Source organism: Pseudoalteromonas sp. XI10, assembly GCF_001469895.1.
GTDB lineage: Bacteria > Pseudomonadota > Gammaproteobacteria > Enterobacterales > Alteromonadaceae > Pseudoalteromonas.
This window is the reverse complement of sequence record NZ_LOPY01000019.1, coordinates 92,121-110,368: the sequence shown is the minus strand read 5'-3', so window position 1 is coordinate 110,368 and position 18,248 is coordinate 92,121. Positions and strand designations below refer to the sequence as shown.

18 protein-coding genes are annotated in these 18,248 nt (G+C 40.2%); 9 read left to right on the top strand and 9 right to left on the bottom strand.

Annotated features, from left to right (window positions below; genetic code table 11):
• Positions 1 to 194 precede the first annotated feature (194 nt).
• From AUR67_RS03575 to ilvN, 9 genes are all read left to right on the top strand, one after another.
• Positions 195 to 1,730 carry a GGDEF domain-containing protein gene (locus AUR67_RS03575; protein WP_058584156.1) on the top strand — a complete coding sequence of 512 codons (1,536 nt, stop codon included), beginning with the start codon at positions 195 to 197 and terminating at the stop codon, positions 1,728 to 1,730.
• Between the two features lie 71 nt (positions 1,731 to 1,801).
• Positions 1,802 to 3,145 (top strand): nucleotide 5'-monophosphate nucleosidase PpnN, encoded by a 1,344-nt coding sequence (gene ppnN / locus AUR67_RS03570; RefSeq protein ID WP_058584155.1) that lies wholly within the window; start codon positions 1,802 to 1,804, stop codon positions 3,143 to 3,145.
• Between the two features lie 11 nt (positions 3,146 to 3,156).
• Positions 3,157 to 3,930, top strand: a complete 774-nt coding sequence (gene xni / locus AUR67_RS03565) for a flap endonuclease Xni (protein WP_058584154.1) — start codon at positions 3,157 to 3,159, stop codon at positions 3,928 to 3,930.
• Between the two features lie 71 nt (positions 3,931 to 4,001).
• Positions 4,002 to 4,385, top strand: a complete 384-nt coding sequence (locus AUR67_RS03560; protein WP_054563904.1) for a DUF3192 domain-containing protein — start codon at positions 4,002 to 4,004, stop codon at positions 4,383 to 4,385.
• 6 nt (positions 4,386 to 4,391) lie between these two features.
• Positions 4,392 to 6,089, top strand: coding sequence for a hypothetical protein (locus AUR67_RS03555; RefSeq protein WP_152996473.1), 1,698 nt, complete (start codon positions 4,392 to 4,394; stop codon positions 6,087 to 6,089).
• A 215-nt stretch (positions 6,090 to 6,304) separates the two neighbouring features.
• Entirely contained in the window at positions 6,305 to 7,312 is a 1,008-nt protein-coding gene (locus AUR67_RS03550) for an isocitrate dehydrogenase (protein ID WP_054563906.1), read from the top strand.
• 381 nt (positions 7,313 to 7,693) lie between these two features.
• Positions 7,694 to 8,668 carry a transposase gene (locus AUR67_RS03545; protein WP_058584152.1) on the top strand — a complete coding sequence of 325 codons (975 nt, stop codon included), beginning with the start codon at positions 7,694 to 7,696 and terminating at the stop codon, positions 8,666 to 8,668.
• Positions 8,669 to 9,493: 825 nt separating this feature from the next.
• On the top strand, positions 9,494 to 11,218 hold the full coding sequence (locus AUR67_RS03540) for an acetolactate synthase 3 large subunit (RefSeq protein ID WP_058584151.1): 1,725 nt from the start codon (positions 9,494 to 9,496) through the stop codon (positions 11,216 to 11,218).
• On the top strand, positions 11,218 to 11,715 hold the full coding sequence (gene ilvN / locus AUR67_RS03535) for an acetolactate synthase small subunit (protein WP_054551998.1): 498 nt from the start codon (positions 11,218 to 11,220) through the stop codon (positions 11,713 to 11,715). The genes AUR67_RS03540 and ilvN overlap by 1 nt, the downstream gene beginning before the upstream one ends.
• Before the next feature lie 82 nt (positions 11,716 to 11,797).
• On the opposite strand, the gene AUR67_RS03530 is transcribed toward ilvN, so the two are convergent.
• From AUR67_RS03530 to AUR67_RS03490, 9 genes are all read right to left on the bottom strand, one after another.
• A complete protein-coding gene (locus AUR67_RS03530) occupies positions 11,798 to 12,073 on the bottom strand; it encodes an HU family DNA-binding protein (RefSeq protein ID WP_004586404.1) in 276 nt (91 codons plus the stop codon).
• Positions 12,074 to 12,277: 204 nt separating this feature from the next.
• On the bottom strand, positions 12,278 to 12,811 hold the full coding sequence (locus tag AUR67_RS03525) for a DUF3833 domain-containing protein (protein WP_054562353.1): 534 nt from the start codon (positions 12,809 to 12,811) through the stop codon (positions 12,278 to 12,280).
• Positions 12,804 to 13,301, bottom strand: coding sequence for a chalcone isomerase family protein (locus tag AUR67_RS03520; protein ID WP_058584150.1), 498 nt, complete (start codon positions 13,299 to 13,301; stop codon positions 12,804 to 12,806). Before AUR67_RS03520 ends, AUR67_RS03525 begins: the two co-directional genes overlap by 8 nt.
• Before the next feature lie 55 nt (positions 13,302 to 13,356).
• A complete protein-coding gene (locus AUR67_RS03515; RefSeq protein WP_058584149.1) occupies positions 13,357 to 13,851 on the bottom strand; it encodes a DUF2878 family protein in 495 nt (164 codons plus the stop codon).
• Positions 13,829 to 15,091 (bottom strand): SAM-dependent methyltransferase, encoded by a 1,263-nt coding sequence (locus AUR67_RS03510; protein ID WP_058584148.1) that lies wholly within the window; start codon positions 15,089 to 15,091, stop codon positions 13,829 to 13,831. Before AUR67_RS03510 ends, AUR67_RS03515 begins: the two co-directional genes overlap by 23 nt.
• Positions 15,092 to 15,095: 4 nt before the next feature.
• Positions 15,096 to 15,845, bottom strand: coding sequence for a DUF1365 domain-containing protein (locus tag AUR67_RS03505; protein ID WP_058584147.1), 750 nt, complete (start codon positions 15,843 to 15,845; stop codon positions 15,096 to 15,098).
• Positions 15,838 to 17,094 (bottom strand): NAD(P)/FAD-dependent oxidoreductase, encoded by a 1,257-nt coding sequence (locus AUR67_RS03500; RefSeq protein WP_058584146.1) that lies wholly within the window; start codon positions 17,092 to 17,094, stop codon positions 15,838 to 15,840. Before AUR67_RS03500 ends, AUR67_RS03505 begins: the two co-directional genes overlap by 8 nt.
• Complete coding sequence (locus tag AUR67_RS03495) at positions 17,091 to 17,801, bottom strand: SDR family NAD(P)-dependent oxidoreductase (protein ID WP_058584145.1); 711 nt, start codon at positions 17,799 to 17,801, stop codon at positions 17,091 to 17,093. The genes AUR67_RS03500 and AUR67_RS03495 overlap by 4 nt, the downstream gene beginning before the upstream one ends.
• The gene (locus AUR67_RS03490; RefSeq protein WP_058584144.1) at positions 17,801 to 18,247 is read right to left on the bottom strand and encodes a nuclear transport factor 2 family protein; all 447 of its coding nucleotides are present in this window, start codon (positions 18,245 to 18,247) and stop codon (positions 17,801 to 17,803) included. The genes AUR67_RS03495 and AUR67_RS03490 overlap by 1 nt, the downstream gene beginning before the upstream one ends.
• Position 18,248: the final 1 nt, after the last annotated feature.

Here is an 18,248-nt window from a genome sequence, read left to right as displayed (position 1 = left end):
TTTTTATTACTATCAAAATTGCGAAACAGCCTAACAATTGCGAGAAAAAATGTGAATTAAAAACCGATAAACAGCCATTGCAACAAGTTTGATAGACAAAATAGCTAAGTTTTTGACTTGGAACCTACATTTCGTATTAATTTGTTGTAAACTTAGCTAATAGAAATTTGAATTTTTGATGGCGGTATTACTAGGTGCAGCAACAGCATGATGTTCTTAATAAAAAGTTAAAGCAAGCGATCGACGCTCGAACAGTGGTCGAAGATGCGCGCAAACATCAAGTTGAAGTTCTTTCTCAGTTTGCAGCGAAATTATCGCTAAGCTGTAAAGGACTAGACATTGAACTAGATAATCGTTTAGCGAAATTTAGAAATGCCCTTAAAAAAGGGGTTAAATTCGAATTACTCACCCCCTTCATCGATGATGTGCTTGGCCTGTTAAAACAACAAGAAACTAAGCAAATGGCACTGCAACGTGAGCTAAATGAAAGCGTCACTGACGCTGGCAAGCAGCTGCAAAAAGTACGAGGCTTGCCTGAAGATGCTCGTCGCTCGCTACGTTATTTACTCGATCACGAATTAAATAATATTCAGTCTAATCATGACTTTGTGCCACTACTTTCAAAGCTGATTTTAATTTATCATCAAGCCTTACAAGCCAAGCTTGCAACAACAAGTACAGCTGAGGCACAAATAAGACCAGAGCTTGCCACACAGCTGCTTTCTCTTGCCAATGACTTAGTGCTCGAAGATGAAAGTGCCGAGCAAATTAAGACTATCAAAAGTAAAATAACCCACAATGATAGTGTTGACGATCTGCTTGATTCTGCACTGAATATTATCAGCATCGTTACGCGCAATATGAGCAAAGAGCGCCAATCAGCGCAAAGCTTTTTGATCTCATTAAATCAAACAATCGAAGATTTACATCATTCCATTGTTTCTACCAGCAAGCATTCAGAATCTCTGAGCGCTGAATACGACACGCTTAACAAACAAATTGAAGCAAAGATTAAAAACCTGCATACGCAAACACAGCAAGCAACGTCTATTTCTTCCCTTAAAGAGCTTGTAGAAGAAGAATTAAAATCATTAAGTGATGATTTAATCGCAAAAGAAAAGCTAGAACAAACAGAACGCGAAAGCTTACTCGCTAGCTTTAACGATATTAATAGCCGCATTAGTCATTTAGAAACCAAGCTTTCGACCTACAAGCAGCGCCTAAATGAGCAGCGCTTTAAAAGCTTACTCGATGGCCTAACTAAGTTGCCAAACCGTGCAGCGTTTGATGAGCGCTTTAACCACGAATTTAACTTATTTAATGTGCAAGAATCAGACATTACCTTTGTAGTGATTGATGTAGACCACTTTAAATCAATCAATGATCAATATGGCCACAGTGCCGGTGATAAAACACTGCAAGTAATTGCTAAAGCATTACAAAAATCAATTCGTAAATCAGACTTTATTGCCCGTTACGGCGGCGAAGAGTTTGTGTTACTAATGAGTGGAATGTCGATTGAAAATGCCACTGTGCCGCTTGAAAAACTGCGCAAAACAATTCAAGGCATTCCGTTTAAATTTAAAAATAAGCAAGTAGAAATCACCATTTCTCTTGGTGCAACCCAGTTGAAAAAAGGTGATACCCCGCTGATTGCCTTTGACCGTGCAGACGAAGCACTATACAAAGCCAAGAATGAGGGACGAAATAGAGTTTGCATTAGCAAATAAAGGCCTCATCTAGTATGTGAGGTCTTTGACACACAATGATAAAGGCTCATAGACGAGCCGGGAGAGTGCTTATGTTAAAACAACTGAATCCTACAGGTGTACTGGATTTACTATCGCAACTAGAAGTTGATCTACTCGAACAATCATCCACCAGCGAGCGCTATAAATTATTTAGGAACTGTGTGCTTGCGGTTCTCAATGTGGGCAGCCACACCGATTCAAGCTTAGAAATTTACAATAAATATGAAGACTTTGATATTCGCTTATTAAGCCGCGAACGCGGGATTAAGATCGAACTTGAAAATCCACCGGAATCTGCCTTTGTTGACGGCGAAATCATTACCGGTATTCATGAACATATCTTTTCGGTTATTCGCGATATTCTGTTTATTTGTCAAAAATACGAAAAAGACTTAACAGAGCAAAAAGCCATTACTCATATGGTATTCGATATGCTGCGAAACGCAGGCGCATTGAGAGTAAATAGTGACCCGAGCATGATAGTTTGTTGGGGCGGTCACTCTATTAATGAAGTGGAATACAAATATACCAAACAAGTTGGCTATGAGCTTGGCCTTCGTGGCTTAAACATTTGTACCGGCTGTGGCCCTGGTGCAATGAAAGGCCCAATGAAAGGTGCCACTATTGGCCATGCCAAGCAACGTATTACTAATAATCGTTACTTAGGTTTAACCGAACCAAGCATTATTGCCGCTGAGCCACCTAACCCGATTGTAAACGAGCTGGTTATTTTGCCTGATATCGAAAAACGTTTAGAGGCATTTATTCGTACAGCCCATGGCATTATTATCTTCCCAGGTGGTGCGGGTACTGCAGAAGAGCTGTTATACCTTTTAGGTATTTTGCTTCACCCAGATAACGAAAAACAATGTTTACCAGTGATCTTAACTGGGCCTAAAGAAAGTGAAAACTACTTTATTGAACTGTGTAAATTTGTTGAGAAAACACTCGGTAAAGCGGCGCTAGATAAGTTTGAAGTGATCATCGATGATCCAGAGCGAGTTGGTAAAACGCTTAAAGCGAAGATGGCTGAAGTGCGCGAATACCGCAAAAGCCAAGGTGATGCTTACTACTTTAACTGGACATTAAAAATCGATCATGATTTCCAACAGCCGTTTGCACCAACTCATGCTAATATGTCGAGCTTAGATTTACATTTAGATCAACCAACTCAGCAACTCGCAGCTAATTTACGCCGTGCGTTTTCAGGCATTGTAGCTGGTAATGTTAAAGACGAAGGCTTACAAGCCATCAAACAACATGGCCGCTTTGTGCTAAGTGGTGAACCTGCGCTTATGGCTGATATGGACAAACTACTGGCAGCATTTGTTGAGCAAGGCCGAATGAAGTTGCCTGGCAGTAAGTATATTCCTTGCTATGAGATCAAAGCCTAACAGGAGCCTATGTGACAACCCAATTACTTTTAATAGATGCGCTAAATCTTATTAGGCGCATCTATGCTGTTGATAGTAATCAGAGTCATCACAGTGAAGAGCATATGATAAAAGCAAGCTGTGCCCGAGTGGCACATGCTTGCAAAAAGTTACGCCAGCAAACGAATGCGACTCACGCGATTGCCGTGTTTGATGGTGAAAGAAGTTGGCGTTATCACTACTTTGAGGCCTACAAAAGCACTCGTTCACCAATGCCTGACACCCTCAAGCAAAACTTATCACGCTTTAAACAAGCAATTGAAGACACTGGCATTGTGGTGTTTTCACCTGATAATGATGAAGCCGACGATATAATTGCTACTCTTGCTTACAAAGCCGCATCTAATAATGTGCCTTCTACCATCGTTTCGACAGATAAAGGGTTTTTGCCGTTTTTATCTGAGCAAATTGCAATATTTGATTACTTCAAAAAACAGTATATTGAGCTTGAAGATATCAAGGAGCGCTTCGATGTACCAAAACATCGGCTTGCTGATTTTTGGGCTTTAGCTGGTGATAAAACCAATGATATTCCGGGCGTTAAAGGGATAGGTAATAAGTCGGCGCAGCAAATAATAAACGATTATGAGTCGATAGAAGCGGCCATGAACGATGATGAGCTAAACCCGACTCTTAAACGTAAGCTGAGTTCAGAAATGGACATGTTCGTAATATCAAAAAACCTTGTTATGCTGCGTACCGATATTAACTTAGGCTTTAGTTTAAAGCAGTTAAGGCTCAATTAGTCGCAATCTCGTAGCACAGTTTGCCAACTGAGCGTATACTGAAAATTCGCGTTAGTTTTATAGAGTTACACATGTTTAAAAAGGTTTTCCAATATCTGGTACTTGGGTTAGGTGTTTATGCACTGATAGCAACCCTAGTGATCACTTTTTATAAAGATGATCCGCAAGCCATGATCTGGCAAGACCGTGAAGCTTTTAATAAACGCTATATCGCAAAACTATCGATTGATAAGCCTGAAAACCTTAATGCGGTGCTTGATTATTTAGGTAGCCCCGATCTAACCTATGCTAAACGAGTCGAAGACAATGTTTGGCAGATTATTTTTTACCGCACTCAGCATGTTAAATCTGATGGCATAACCACCATCGATGAGTGCACAGGCCTACTATTTAAAAATGGTCAGCTGGTATTATGGGGGCCAAGTGCCTATGAAAGCTATCAACAAGAAACCTAGCCGCTTATGATGGAAAACGTGACGCCACGGGAATTGGCACGCTTATTTGATAGTACACACCAGCTACTTAAGCTTTATCATCAAAAGCAAAAATGGTCACAAATTTTCCCTTTATTAAGTAACCTAGCTGAGCGTTATTACCTGCTGTATCAAGCCTGTCCAAAAGGTATGCAAGCACAACTAAGCTTGTATGTTCCGAACCATGGTTACACCACAAACTTAGTTGTAAACCAATGTGTTGTAGCCTGTATTTTGTGCCGCAGCCTTAACTACAACCAAGCCATTAGCGAACAAATTATTAGCTGCTGTTTAGCCAACTACCTCTGCGTGCAATCCCAAAGCAACAAATTGGCCGCAGGACAGACCCTGACGGCTCAAGATAAAAAGCTTTGGCAGTGCCGCCATCAATTAGCAGCAAAATTACTAAAAGACTCAGGCCCACATACGCTTTCTATTCAGCATTTATTAGCGCGTTTAAATAAATATAAACAAGCCTTATTAAGCGCGCCGAAAATTATGATTTACGATGGCGCAACAACCTTAGTTGCTTTGGCTAATATTATTGCCATGAATACGACTTACCGCGAGTCGGGTGGTCACATTAGTGTTCACAAAGCCTTAGCTGATATTTATTTACGCACCCCTAACGAATTTGCCCAAAATGCTATAAAAGCACTGATTGCGCATATTGGCCCTTACATTCCGGCTAGTGAAGTAAAGTACGCCGAACAAGTACTTATTTATTTAGCCACAGATGAACATGGCCGCCATATATTGGTTGATGCCAGCCGCCCTGAAAAAATTCGTTGGCATCGCTTCAAAGCAAGCTTAACTATTTTTGACAAACAAAGGCATTGTAAAGACTCTCGTTTGCTGTACACAGTTTGGTTTAGTGAAAACATTAACTTTGCTGAGCCACAGCCAATAAATCAGCAGCGTAGGCAGCACTATCTAGCGTTAATTAGCACGTTAAAAGTATCGCAAGAATATAGCTACCGTGGCTTAAATAAGCTTTTAAGCCCCTACCCTGAATTGATTACACAGCTTACCGTTGCCTCTAAACCCTATAATAAAGAGCAGCAAAGAGCTAAAGACTTGCGCCATTGTTTATCTATGGTCGGATACGATAACGCCCCTGCGATTATTCAAAAAGTATTATTTCAACGCTTGGTTGCAACCACCTCTCACCCGCTTTTTCAGCATATATCTAAGCGCCTTGAGAATATGGTACGCATTATTCAGGCGCTATTTAAGCAAACCGATTCTATTCAATTTGAGCAAGTTACTTTGCCCTTATATGCCTATGTTCTCTATCTTTGTGAACATCAAGCAACCAGTATTTCTCGTAAAACTGTATTTGAGCAGGCCGAAGAGCAAGTAATAAGCCCGCCGCTTGCCTGTTTGTTTGGGGTTAGCCACTTAAATCAAGAGCCACTAACGGCGTATTTAAATCAACTAATTGGCGATAACAGTTGGACACAGCATTTACTTGGTAGTGAGCAACATAAAAAACAAACTCTCGATATCAATGAAAAACATTGGGTCGCGATTAAGCTATTTACTTATTATGTTTTTCAACCCAAAGCGCTATTTAGTAGTTGGCAAGAACAGATTATTTTCGACAGCTTATCGGCTGCTGGTTGGCAATCAAAAGCAGATTTTTATGCATATCTGAAAAACTATGAATTTGCAGACAATTTTTAGATTGTGTTGTTAAAAAGTGCGAAAACGTTAAATAAATATGAACTTTAGTCTGTTTATAGTCAGTATTCACAGGATAAACTGGCAAAAAGCTGAATAAATTGCTATAAAAGCCGCTTAAATTTTCAAACACATCCACGTAAACCCTCTAACAAGTAAATCGCATGCTATTTCGCGATAAGTTTACGTGTTTATCTACTCATAAATAGGAAAAGTAAATGGCTAAACAAACCATCACAGTGATCAAAGGCGACGGCATTGGTCCTAGCATTATTGATTCAGCACTTGAGATCCTTAAAGCTGCAGGTTGCGATTTTGATTATGAATTCGTTGATGCTGGCCTTGCTGCCCTAGAAAAAACTGGTGAGTTACTTCCGCAAGAAACAATCGACACAATCGCGCGTAACAAGATCACTTTAAAAGGTCCTTTAACGACGCCAGTTGGTGAAGGTTTCACTTCAATCAACGTAACTTTACGTAAAAAGTTTGGTCTTTACGCTAACGTACGACCTGTTAAATCATTCGCAGGTACACAAGCTCGTTACGACGACATCGACATCATCACTATTCGTGAAAACACTCAAGGCATGTACTCAGGTCTTGGCCAAGTGGTTTCTGAAGATGGTAACGAAGCAGAAGCAATGTCAAAAATCACCCGTGAAGGTGCAGAAAAAATCGTTACTTTTGCATACGAACTAGCGGTACGTGAAGGCCGTAAAAAAGTAACTGCTGTACACAAAGCTAACATCCTTAAATCTACATCTGGTTTATTCTTAAAAGTTGCACGTGAAGTAGCTGAGCGTTACCCACAAATCGAATCAACAGAAATGATTGTTGATGCAACTTGTATGAAACTAGTTATGACTCCTGATGAGTTTGATGTAATCGTTACTACAAACTTATTCGGTGACATCCTATCTGACCTATGTGCTGGTCTTGTTGGTGGTTTAGGTATGGCTCCTGGCGCTAACATCAGTGAAGATGCAGCAATCTTCGAAGCTGTACACGGTAGCGCACCAGACATCGCTGGTAAAAACCTTGCAAACCCAACGTCAGTGATCTTAGCATCTATTCAAATGCTAGAGCACCTAGGTATGGGCGACACTGCAGAGCGCATCCGCAGCGCAGTTGCTGATGTTATCAAATCAGGCGACCGTACAACTCGCGACCTAGGCGGCAGCCACGGTACTACAGACTTCACTCAAGCTGTAATTGAGCGTCTATAAGAGAATACTTGTTTAAGGCTTATGACAAGCTAATAACCCTTAAACACCTCTTTGCAAAAGCCAGTCTCCGACTGGCTTTTTTATTCCCTCTACTAAATTGAATACTTATTTGGACATCCACTTTTATTTTTTTAGCTTATTTGGACATCCACTTTTATCTTTTTAGAATACTTAATTGGACATCCACTTTTATTTTTTTAGCTTATTTGGACATCCACTTTTATCTTTTTAGTAAAACCTCAACATAAAACTAGACACCCACTTTAACCACTACACTTCCACAAGACTAACCAGAAGACTAACTAGACACCCAACTTACAATTTCTCACTTCTCAAAATTATGACTAAACTTAAATTGTTCAACTCATGGAGGAGAAGAGCATGGCAACCCCACGTAGAAACTTAATTAGCGTTTCAAACACACCTTATTATCACTGCATTTCACGTTGCGTTCGTCGCGCTTATTTGTGCGGACAAGACCCACTAACTGGTCGTTCATATGAACACCGGCGGGATTGGGTTGAAAAGAAACTACTTCAACTTGGCAGGATATTTTGTATTGATATATGTGCCTACGCGGTTATGAGTAATCACACACATCTAGTTCTTCACATTGATATAGCAAAAGCAAAGCGCCTAAATAATAAAGCGATTCTTATTAGATGGCACAAATTATTCAAAAGTACATTCCTTTGCCAACGGTTCTTAAATGGCGAATTGCTAACACAAGCAGAGCTTTCTGCGGTTAATATCAGAGTAAATTTATATAGAGAACGGCTAAGCAGCATTAGTTGGTTTATGCGAGTTCTTAATGAGAGCATTGCACGAAAAGCGAATCAAGAAGATGAGTGCAACGGACGATTTTGGGAAGGTCGCTTTAAATCACAAGCTTTACTTGATGAAGCAGCACTTGCCGCTTGTCTTGCTTATGTTGACTTGAACCCTGTACGAGCTAAGGCGGCTGATTTACCTGAGCAATCTGACTACACCAGTATTAAATCTAGATTTAATGCAGCTCAAAATAATAAGCAACCAAAATCGCTTATGCGCTTTGCAGGTAAGCCTCGTAAACATATGCCTAAGGGACTACCATTTGAACTCAAAACATACCTGCAACTTGTTGATTGGACTGGCCGCTCAATCCGAGAGGATAAGCCTGGGAAAATCCCAAAAGAGGCATTACCAATACTTGAAAGGTTAAACATCTGTACAGAAAACTGGCTCACACTCACCACGTCATTTACACGCTCATTTAAAAATACTGCAGGTAAGGAACAAGCAATCACAGCTTATACAAATCATATGAAGCGAAAACGAAGAAGCTCTATAACTAATAGCTTAGCCTTATTTACTTAGTTACGCATTCGACACCAGAAATCAATTTTACAAATCCAATCCTTTAAATTCTAGAGGCATAACAACTTTTGCAACTATCGCTGACCAGTGTGTAAAACTAAAAAATAACTCAGCACATAAGGCTGAAATTTAATTAATAGCAATGAAAAAATCACTACTTTCCCAGCAATTCAACTTGTTCTGAATAATTTACATCTCTTTTAGCTGATTCTTATTAAAAATAAGATGGGTGTCTGGTTAAATATTTAAGTTGGCTGTCTTTTTAAAATTAACCAAACCTTATGGTAGAGAGGTGTTAAAGTGGGTGTCTAATTAAAAAAATATTATGGTAGCAAGGTGTTAAGGTGGGTGTCTAATTATAAAAAGAATCCGATTCTGATAGTAGCTAAGTTATGCAAGGCAGTAACGTAAATGCATTATCTATTGGTATAGTTAGTAATTTGCCACACGAACAATTCAATGCATAGTTACACCCCAAACAATGACAATTAAGCATGTAGATGCAACAAAAATATCAAAAAATAAAAATACAGAAAAATTAATGCAAAAAGCCACATTTGCGGTTGACATCAGTTTCCAAAACGCTTAAAAATACTCCTAACATTTTTTAAACAGCAGCCATCTAGTCGGCTGTGCATTTTTTAGAAGAAAATTAAAAAATAATGAATATTCGCCGTCACCTTTTAGTCGTCAACGTTCTCGTACTGGTCTTAGTTACAAGCCCAGCGGGAGGCTATTAAAAGGTGAAAGCACGCTTTTTAAAAAACCCCCGCCATATGCGGGGGTTTTTTTATGCATTTTGCTTGCACACACAGAGGAATGAGGATGAGTACAACTGAATATAATGGATCCGAACTAGTTGTTCGGGCACTTAAAGAATTGAATGTTAAGTATATTTTTGGCTACCCTGGCGGGTCTGTTCTTGATTTATATGACGCGTTATTTCAACAAGAAGATATTGAACATATCTTAGTACGTCACGAACAAGCCGCTACTCATATGGCTGATGGTTATGCCCGTGCTACCGGTGAAGTCGGTGTGGTGCTAGCAACTTCAGGCCCTGGCGCTACAAACTGTGTAACAGGTATCGCGACAGCATACATGGATTCTATCCCAATGGTGGTGTTATCTGGCCAAGTTCCTACTGGTTTAATTGGTGATGATGCATTCCAAGAAACTGATATTGTTGGTTGTTCTCGCCCTATCGTAAAGCACAGCTATAACTGCCGTAGCGCAAAAGATATTCCAACAATCTTAGCTAAAGCATTCTACTTAGCCAGTACAGGCCGCCCTGGCCCGGTTGTGGTTGAATTACCAAAAGATATGCTTAATCCTGAGCTAAAGTTCCCATTCGAATTTCCAAAAACAACTGAACTTCGAACTTATAACCCGAACACTAAAGGCCACTCAAAACAAATTCGCAAAGCAGTTAGCGCAATTTTAGAAGCTAAAAAACTGGTTATTTACTCAGGTGGAGGCATTATTCTATCAAATACCTCTGAGCAACTAACTCACTTGGTTGAATCATTAAACGCGCCTATCACTAACACCTTAATGGGCCTAGGTGGTATCAGCGGTACTCACCCTAACTTTATTGGTATGTTAGGTATGCATGGTAGCCTTGAGGCAAATAAAGCCATGGCAAATGCTGATGTTATTTTAGCTTTGGGCGCTCGATTCGATGATCGGGTAACAAATAACGTTAAAAAGTTCTGCCCTAATGCCACTATCGTTCATGTTGATGTTGACCCAACCTCTATTTCTAAAACAATTAAAGCGCATATCCCGGTTGTTGGCTGCTTGAAAACAGTGCTTGAGCAGTTACAAACGGCGATTGATAAGAGTCCTATTTCTATTGATCGTTCTGCACAAGAAGACTGGTGGCGTCAAATTATTAGCTGGCGTGAACAAAAATGCCTAAGCTACAGCACTGATGGCGATAAAATCAAACCACAAGCCGTTATCGAGGCAATTTACAAAGCAACCAATGGTGATGCTTACATTAGCTCTGATGTGGGTCAGCATCAAATGTTTGCAGCTCAGTATTATCCGTTTAAACACCCTCGCCAATGGATTAATTCTGGTGGCTTAGGCACCATGGGCTTTGGTTTACCTGCGGCAATGGGCGTTAAGCTTGCCTTCCCTAAAAAAGAATCTATCTGTGTAACGGGTGATGGTTCAATCCAAATGAACATTCAAGAGCTATCAACATGTTTACAATACAATTTAGCTGTAAAAGTTGTGTCATTGAATAACCGCTCATTGGGCATGGTACGTCAATGGCAAGATATGATGTATTCAGGTCGTCACTCATCTTCTTACATGGAATCACTTCCTGATTTCGTAAAATTAGTAGAAAGCTATGGCCACGTAGGTATTCGCGTTGATCATATTGATGAGCTTCAGCCTGCTATTGAAAAAGCCATGTCTATAAACGACAGATTGGTATTTTTAGACATCTGTGTAGATGAAAAAGAACATGTTTACCCTATGCAAATCAAGCTAGGGGCAGTCGATGATATGTGGTTACGTAAAGGAGTAAAAGCATAATGCGCCGTATTTTATCAATCTTACTAGAAAACGAACCTGGCTCGTTATCGCGCATTGTAGGCTTATTTTCACAGCGCGCTTACAACATCGATAGCCTTACTGTTGGCACGACTGACGATCATTCTCTTTCGCGAATTACCATTACAACTATGGGTGATGATCGCATCGTTGAGCAAATCACTAAACAAGTGAACAAGCTAGTAGATGTTCTAAAGATTATTGACTTAACCGAAATGGCGCACATCGAGCGTGAGCTATTATTGGTGAAAGTTTTTGCCCAAGATGAAACCACTCGTGCAGCGGTAACGCGTGTTGCTGATGTATTTCAAGGGGCTATTTTAGATATGGGTCGCCACAGCTACACACTACAGCTTGTAGCGAGCACAGAAAAGATCGAATCTTTCCTTGATACCCTGCGCCATGAATCAGACATTATTGAGGTTGTACGTTCAGGTGCGGTTGGCATTGGTCGTGGTGATAAAGCGTTAAAGGCATAAGCCTTTTTCGCTAGCACGACAAAACTCCAGATACAAAAAAAGGGCTATAAGCCCTTTTTTCAAAAATTTGTAAGTTATCCTATTAAGGATTAACTTGGTCTTTAAGACCTTTACCCGCTTTAAAGCTTGGGATAGTTGCTGCTGCGATTTGGATTTCTGCACCAGTTTGTGGGTTACGGCCAGTACGCGCTGCACGCTCTTTTACTGAGAAAGTACCGAAACCAACTAATGCTACTGAGTTACCTTCTTTAAGAGAGCTAGTAACTGCGCCAGTGAATGCATCTAGTGCACGAGTTGCTGCCGCTTTTGAGATTTCTGCATCAGTAGCAATTTTTTCAACTAATTGAGCTTTATTCATTGTTAGATTCCTATTCGTTATTATTTTGCCTTCGCAAAACCTATCTTTATGCATTTTTGAGAAGTTAGCAACAGCAAATTGCTATTTTTACGTAATTTATTCAAAAATGACTACTATTTAACTATCAATCACAAGGTTAGTGACATCAGTATTAATAAAGACTTAATTTAACTTCCATCACAAAATTTTATGATAGCCAAACCATCATTCAATTTTCTCGATAACCAAGGTAACTTCCCCGACCTCAAAGCCAAACTTATCAATAGCGGTACGGTTTATCAAGCGTGATTGTGTTACCAAGTACATCCAATCATCGAAATTTACCACTAAAGTACTACCATCATATGGAAGCTCGACAGAATATGTCCAATGGAACACGCTTCCATTGCTCTCACCCTTTGCTTCGCCAATCACATCTGATGCTGTCCCTGTGATACTGCCATCATCATTAATGGTAATGTACCAAACACGGGTTTGCGTTTCGCCATCATCATAAACAAATTGCTCGTCAATCACTCCCTGATTGCCGTTCCAAGATGCTTGCATGTCTACTACCAGCTTACGTGTTAACTCGCCCTTGTGGTCTTGCACAACGCCGTAGGCTTTGAGCTCACCACTAAAAAACTGCTTAAAGTCAAACTTAGGCTCTGTTCCTTGATAATAATCAACATCTGGCGCAGAGCAGCTGGTAATTAACAGTACCATAGCGAAAATAAAGAGTGCTTTGAGCTTAATCATGTTTCCCTCCAATAAGCTGTTTACGAAGTGATGGTTCAGACGTGTCGGCGCTTAACCAAATTGCTAAGAAGTTGTCAGCGAATTTATTATCATCGATCTGACCTAGCTCTTTGTCATTAAAGTAAAAAGTACCGATCCCTTGCTCGTTGGTTTGAAACGACAACGAATCGTTTTTTTTGATATCAGGCCAAAGGGCTAATAATTGTTTATCGTAAACACCTACCATGTCATTGAGCTTTAAATGTTGCCATTGCTCGTTGGTTGCTTTGACGATGTCTTTCGCATCGAAATCCCGCAAATAAGTGAGTGTAAGTTTACTGGGGTGTTGGCCAAACTGATACGAACCCGATGGGGTCTCTAATTTAGCGTTATAAACATCCCAAAACAGATACTCCATTTTCGCTTGGCCCACCGTTTTAAAGCCATTTGCATACACACCCGCAGAGAACAGTAACGCAGCAAATAAACTTAAATTAAGTGACTGTTTCATCAAATAATCCTTAAAGTTGTGTTACCAAACACTACGAAAAACCACCTAAAACTGATCATTTAGCCGCTAAAAATCGCTTATTAATAGCGATTATCGCCATAAACATACTTGCCCACCCCAAACCATAAACCAACCAAAACTGCCAAAGAACGAGCTCAGTATTAAGCACTTCAAAGCGCATTCCAGCGTAGTAACTAGCAGGAGCAAATAACGCGCAAACACCCCAAGCAATATACCAAGGCAGCTTTTGTAAAAACTGCATCGAAGTATTAATGGTTAACAGCAGTGCAGCCCAAAGTACAGCAAGCCATAAAGGAAAGGGGCTTACTTTAAAGGCAAGTAAATTTAAGCTGCTGGCAAGCCATTCATAGCCCAGTGCGAGAGGCAAGCCACATAAGAGTAGCCAAATATCTTGCTGGCGTTGCTTTGATAGGTAAATCATCAAAGCGACAACAGCTAAAGCGGGTATCAGAGAGTTATGCTCAAGGAGTAAGGCCATAAACCAGACTCCTTGAAACAAAGTAAAATTAATAATCGAGCGCGATATCATCGCCAGAATGGCCAAAACGAGGTTTACGGGCAACTAAATGAACTGTACTGATAGCACGGGTTCTAAACGCACCTTCACAGTAACCTAAATAAAATAACCACAAACGATAGAATCGCTGGTCAAATTTGACTTTATCTATTTCAGGCCAGCTAGCGACAAAGCGCTCGCGCCAATCAGCCAGTGTTCTTGCATAGTGAACACCAATATCTTTTACACTATGCACAACCATGTCTGTTTGCTGCTTTATTTGCTTATTCATTTCGTCTAAACAAGGTAAACAGCCACCTGGGAAGATGTACTGCTGAATGAAATCGGAATTTTTAAGGTAATGGCTGTAACGCTGATCAGCTATGGTGATTGCTTGAATAAGCATGGCACCACTGTCTTTTAATAAAGACTGACATTTTGCAAAAAAGCCAGGCAAATACTCATGACCGACAGCTTCAATCATTTCAATTGATACAAGCTTATCGTACTTGCCCTCTAAGAGGCGGTAATCCTGCTTTAATAAAGTAATTTTATGCTCAAGGTTAAGCTCTTTAACCTTTTGTTCAACATAGGCATATTGCTCATCTGAAATGGTGGTCGTCGTTACATGGCAATCAAAATGTGTTGCTGCATAAATCGCAAAGGCGCCCCACCCTGTGCCAATCTCAATCACCGAATTACCTGGTTGTAAATCAACCTGCTCACAAATCAATGCTAGTTTGTGCTCTTGGGCCTGTTCAAGGCTAGCTTGTTTTGACGGGTAAACAGCACATGAATACAACATTTCGTCACTTAAAAATGCACTGTATAAATCGTTGCCTAAATCATAGTGCGCCGCAATGTTCTTTTTTGAACCGCTTGCTGAGTTTTTATTTTTAATGTGATTAACTCGATGCGCAATGCCACTTAAGAAGGCGAATTTTTTCTCGAATGCATCTAGCTGATCTTGATTAAGGGCAAATATTTCAATAAGTTTAGTGAGGTTGTCACAATCCCAATAGCCAAGAATATAAGCCTCTCCGGCACCCACACTGCCAGATAACGCAAATGACTTATACATAGCAGCATCATTTACCGTGACCGTTGCGTGTAAATCACTTGTAATGTCACCGAATTGCTCTTTTTGATTACCCTCTTTTAGGGTAATGCAACCGACATTGATACTATTGAATGCACCTATTACCAGTTTTTTATAAAGCTTTGTCATCCAGCCGGTCGTTTGGGCTTGTGTTAAATTTGATACTTTTTCCATCACATCACCTAGTTGAATTCTCTTGTTTGCCCGAGTGGCCAATAAATGGCACACGTTTGCAAAACAACTTCAAAGCATGAAGGTAAATACCTTTAAAAATACTTAACGTCATAGCCGGAAACTGTTTAAGCACGGCACTAACCTGTTCTTTCGTGAGAGGGTGCTTTTGCAAACGCAGGGTTGCATCAAACAAAAGAGTGTCGTCTTTTTTATTTTCAATATGAATCATGGTGTTATCAGAATTCATTCTAATATGCCAATGATAGTTCATATCTAAGTTCATGAAAGGTGATACGGAGAAAACCTTTTTAAAGTTCACTTTTTTTTCAAGGGGTACGACATAATAATGACGCTCATTCCAAGGCGTATTGCTCACTTCAGCAAGCATGTGAGTGAAATCGCCATCACCATTTTGAAAGAAGAAAAAGTTAACCGGGCTAAAATAAATTCCTAAACAGCGCACCTGTCCGAGCATAAAAACATGGGTAAATTCATCGTCAATGCCAAGCTCTTTAATTTTATTAAGTGCACGCTGCTTGAGTGGCAGCTGCATATCGGTTTGATAATTAAAATAGTCGCTCTGATTAAATTTAAGCGCCTTAAAACCACTTAAGCCAAGCCAAGGATGAACTCCATTAAGCTCATCAGGCTTAGCTAAATCGACCCACATCATATAAAGCGGGTATTTAAAGTGATGCTCTTTGACGGCAAAACGCCTGTGGCGAACATCACCTACATAAATGGCGCTATTCAAACTCGACTCCGAGTTGCTTTGCCACGTTTACAGCACTTCTTACACCGTCTTCGTGGAAGCCGTTGTACCAGTACGCACCGCAAAAATAGCTATTATTTTTACCGTCAATAAGAGACTTTTGCTGCTGAGCGGCAATCGACTGTTTATTAAATACCGGATGATGATAAGTAAACTCACGCAGAATTTTGTCTTTTTTAATGCCTTCAAGGTGGTTAAGCGTGACACAAAATTGTGTCTCGCTCTTAATGCCTTGCAAAATATTCATCTGATAAGTCACCACTGCGGCTTTGTCTGTGTTGTTATTTAACAGATAATTCCAGCTCGCCCATGCGGCTTTGCGTTTTGGTAAAAGTGAAGTATCAGTGTGTAGTACCACTGAATTAGCCGTATAAGGTATGGCTGAGAGAACGCTTTTTTCGTCTTCGCTAGGGTCTAATAACAGCTTTAAAGCTTGATCTGAGTGGCAAGCAAACACAACTTTGTCGAATGTTTCACTATGGCCATCATCGAAATGGACATGCACACTATCATCTTTTCGAGATACCGAGCTGATATTACTATTTAAACGAATTTTATCAGCAAAACCTTGGATCATAGGTTTAATGTATTCGCGAGAGCCACCTGGAATAACATACCACTGCGGACGATTAGTGATATCCAACAAACCGTGGTTATAAAAAAACTTAACAAAAAACTCTACGCCAACTTGTGCCATCTCTTTAATGCTTGTTGACCAAATAGCAGCGCCCATCGGCAAGATATAATGAAAACGGAAGAACTCGTTAAAATCATGCTCGTCTAAAAACTCACCTAGGGTTTGATTTTCCTTGTAATTTTGTTCAGCATGCAATGATTTACATACATCATTAAAGCGAACAATGTCTTTTAAAAGTTTCCAGAATTTAGGGCGAAAGATATTGCGCTTTTGTGCGAACAAACTCCAAAAAGTATGGCCGTTATATTCAAAGCCGGTTTGTTCGTTATGCACACTAAAGCTCATTTGGGTTTTCTGACGTTCAACGCCCAAGCGCTTAAGTAGTTTTTCAAAATATGGGTAAGTTCGGTCGTTAAAGACAATAAAGCCTGTATCAACAGCGTACTCAACGCCATCAACTTTTACGTCTATGGTTGCAGTATGGCCACCTATGTAGTCGTTTTTCTCAAATACGGTTACATCGTAGTGTTTATGCAATAGGTGCGCACAGCTTAAACCCGCTATGCCAGATCCAATAACAGCCACTTTTTTCAACGTGATAATCCTTTTGCAAGCTTCAGCCAAAGTGGCGTAGGAAGCATTCTTAAAAATTTTAAAATGAAGGTGAAACGGTGCGGAAAATGCACTTCTTTGCGCCTTTTCGCGACCCCTTTATAAATATAATTTGCCGCTTTTTCTGCACTCACAGCCATAGGCATAGGAAAGTCATTTTTGTCTGTAAGCGGCGTTTTAACAAAACCTGGGTGAACTAAAGTGACATCTACATCTTTTAAATCAACCGCTAAGCTATTGGCTAAATAACTTACACCGGCTTTAGACGCACCATATGCTTGGCTGCGTGGTAAGGGTAAATAAGTCACACTAGAGCTTACGATTACAAGCTGACCACCGGGCTTTATTTTTGGTAATAACGCCTCCAGGCAATAGCCCATACTGAGCAGGTTGGTCGTGATCACCCGCTCAAACAAACTACTGTCAAAATTGCGAGCATCATCAATGTACTCACAATTGCCAGCATTGAGAATAACCCGGTCAAATTGCGTATAAGCCACTGTGCTCGAACGAATATCTTGAAGGTCTGTTGCGTCAAATTGGCAAGACTCTATATTTTGATGCTGGCTCAATTTAGCAAGCTTTTCTGTATTTCTACCGCATGCAATGACCTGTTCATTATTATCTGCATAAAGCGTTGCCAACGACTCGCCAATACCTGAGGTAGCACCTGTAATTAATGTCGTCATTATGCACTCGCTCTTTTGTCGATGTATTTCACAGCTGAGCCTAGTACTGGAATATGCCTATAAAGCATAGCGCCTACGTCAAAATAATCGCGATGATTGATTATTTTATCGCCAGCAAATTTTAAACGACTATGGCCTGCAACCGAGATTGCTTGGCCTTTATTGAGCTTTGGATGGCGATAATGCATGGTCCAATAAATAAAGGCGATGTCGTCTTTGCTCTGAATATTTTCAGTAACATAGCTGTCTTCAATAGCAAATTCACAAGAAAGCACATTGGCATAGAGGTTTTTAAAATAGTCATGCAGCTCCCCAAGACCATTTACCGCATGCAAGGGATCTGCAAACTGAATATCTGAGTGATAAATTTCATCCAGTAACTGTAAGTTGTCTTTATTGAGTGATTGATAAACATCAATAAACCTATCAAGGATCGCCTTGTCCATG